Raw genomic sequence first — 2,460 nt, forward strand, 5'->3', positions numbered from 1 at the left:
ACAACCACAAGACTCAGCGGTGGCTGCTCCATGCTCACGGACAAAACCACACAGCTCCAGCAGGTCCGAACGGATCTCCTGCTGGAGTACTAGCCATCGGCGGCGGACTTCTGGCCCTGGTCATTGTGCCGGTAACCATCGCCGCACGCAGCCGATGAACGCCCGCGCCAACCCGCGTCCAGCATCCATGCGCTTGATCACCAAATTTCGAAAAGTCCCGCTAACGGTGGCCTTGGCGAGGTTTGATCGTCCCGAAAACGCTCATTTCCGGGACACCCCGCAGGACCCAACTGGGCGTCCTCACCAGGTAGCTCTCCGGTCTGGTGTTGCGTTACATGGCCCGGGACTCTCGAAGCTGCGGCGAGCCGCAAAGTAGCCAATCATCTGAGTTCATGTATGGATGACGGGTCGTTGGTCGATGCATGCGCGGCGACTGGGATCCCGAGGATCTGATCGCTTGCTGGACGTTGTTGGATTCGGACTGGCAGTTGGTGGCCAACAAGACCGGCGCGACCCGGCTGGGGTTCGTCGCTTTGCTGAAATTCTTCGAGATCGAAGGCCGTGAAGGAATACGAACTGATGAGGGCAACCCGTGCCGCGTTGTCGGTGCCGACCAGGAGAAGGCCGCAGAGCGGCCGGCTCTTACTGTTCCGCAGATCTTCGCGCTGGCCGAGCAGATGCCGGAGCGCTTCCGGGCGCTGATCCTGGTCACGACGTTCAGATGCCTGCGGGGGGCGAGGTGGTCACCCTGCAACGCTGCGACGTCGACCTGTCGGCCGGCACGGTGCAGGTGCGACAGGCGTTCGTCGAGCACCGGGGAACCGGTCTGATCCTCGGCCCGCCAAAGTCGCGGGCGAGCGCGCAGACCGTCGCCCTGCCCAAGGCGACTCTGCCTTCACTGAAACAGCACATGAACAGTCACGTCGGCGAGGTACCCGAGGCGTTCATGTTCACTGGCGAGAGACGGCGAGGCCGGCCGGGCTCCCTGGTCGGGGATCGCGGCGCTGGCGGTACGTCTTCGTCAATCTCTCCGGCTCGCGGGCGCTCCACACTAAATTCCTCGCCGACCGCCAGGTCCTCGACCATAAACCGCCAACGGGGGCGGGTCGTCGGGGATCAGCGTCTACTCGTCCGCTGCGACGGTCTCTGCCCACGCGCTGTCCAGGTCGTCGCCGGCGGAGAGGATCTGTACGCCCAGGCTGGTCTTGCGGGTGCCGAAAACCTCGTCCGTCCTGGTCACGACCTTCTTGATCGCTGAGATCAGAACTCGGCTGTAGCCGTGAACCCGCTCGACCGAACGTGGCGGGGTAATCGACGTTCAACGGTGCGCGAAAGATGTCCTGTTGTGCTGCTTCGACTGGCCTATCTCGGTGTGACCAACGCACTCGCGCTCCTGCGGCTGCTGCCGATGAGCGACCGGGACAAGGATGCCGAGATCCTCGCGCTCCGCCACCAGGTCATGGTCCTCGAACGGCAGCTGCACGGCGAACGGGTGCGGTTCACCCGGGCTGACCGCGCCTGGCTGGCCGCTCTGCTACCACCGGCTCCCCCGCAACGTCCTGCGCGACCTGCGGCTGCTGGTCCGCCCGGAGACCGTGCTGCGCTGGCACCGTGACCAGCGCCCGCCGGCACGCCAAGATCTCCCGACCTCAGCGGGCCGGCCGGCCACGAACCGTGCGGTCAATCCGCCGGATGGTGCTACGCCTGGCCCGCGAAAACACCAACTGGGGATACCGCCGCATCCACGGCGAACTCCTCGTCCTGGGTTGTGAAGGTCGCCGCCTCCACCGTCTGGGAGATCCTGCAGCAGGCCGGCATCGACCCGGCACCCCAGCGCACCGCCGCCACCTGGGCGACATTCCTGCGTTCCCAGGCACACGCCATCATCGCCGCCGATTTCTTCGACACCACGACACTGACCGGCACCCGCCTGTACATCCTGGCGGTCATCGACCACGCCACCCGCCAGGTCCGCATCCTCGGCGCCACCGCCCGCCCGACCGCCAGATGGGTGGCCCAAACGGCCCGGAACCTGGTGAATGGACCTTGAGGACGCGGGATGCCGCACGAAGTGCCTGATCCGGGATCGGGACGGCAAGTACCCTGCCCTGTTCGACGCGATCCTCGCCGACTCCGGAATCACAGTCGTGCGTAGCGGTGTCCGAATGCCCCGCATGAACTCGATCATGGAACGCTGGATCCAAGCCTGCCGCCTGCAACCGCTACCCGAACCGATCACCGACCCCGCAACGCTGACACACCTAAACGTTCGCCGACGCGACCGACTCGGTGGCTCCTCCACGAATACGAGAACGCCGCCTGACCAGCGCGGACGGGATTTTCGGCACCCGCAGGGTCCCAGCGGTGGGCTGCTGTCTCACGTCACGCGCCAGGAACGGCAACGGACACGTCGGTGATCTCCATGTCAGGGGGCGACATGAGCGCTGCCAGCACGGTCCG

Annotated in this window: 2 protein-coding genes and 2 pseudogenes; 3 read left to right on the forward strand and 1 reads right to left on the reverse strand. The window is 65.7% G+C overall.

Features of this window, described 5'->3' with window-relative positions; all coding sequences use genetic code 11:
• Positions 1 to 558: 558 nt before the first annotated feature.
• From K228_RS26260 to K228_RS29955, 3 genes and pseudogenes are all read left to right on the forward strand, one after another.
• A pseudogene (locus K228_RS26260) lies at positions 559 to 970 on the forward strand (site-specific integrase); the annotation flags it as partial.
• Between the two features lie 375 nt (positions 971 to 1,345).
• Positions 1,346 to 1,615, forward strand: a complete 270-nt coding sequence (locus tag K228_RS29285) for a hypothetical protein (protein ID WP_245603598.1) — start codon at positions 1,346 to 1,348, stop codon at positions 1,613 to 1,615.
• A gap of 153 nt (positions 1,616 to 1,768) precedes the next feature.
• Positions 1,769 to 2,050 carry a hypothetical protein gene (locus K228_RS29955; protein WP_050581036.1) on the forward strand — a complete coding sequence of 94 codons (282 nt, stop codon included), beginning with the start codon at positions 1,769 to 1,771 and terminating at the stop codon, positions 2,048 to 2,050.
• Between the two features lie 332 nt (positions 2,051 to 2,382).
• Here the strand turns inward: K228_RS29955 and K228_RS28655 are convergent.
• Positions 2,383 to 2,460: pseudogene (locus tag K228_RS28655) on the reverse strand (SDR family oxidoreductase); the annotation flags it as partial.

Origin of the sequence: Salinispora cortesiana (assembly GCF_000484695.1) — a bacterium.
GTDB lineage: Bacteria > Actinomycetota > Actinomycetes > Mycobacteriales > Micromonosporaceae > Micromonospora > Micromonospora cortesiana.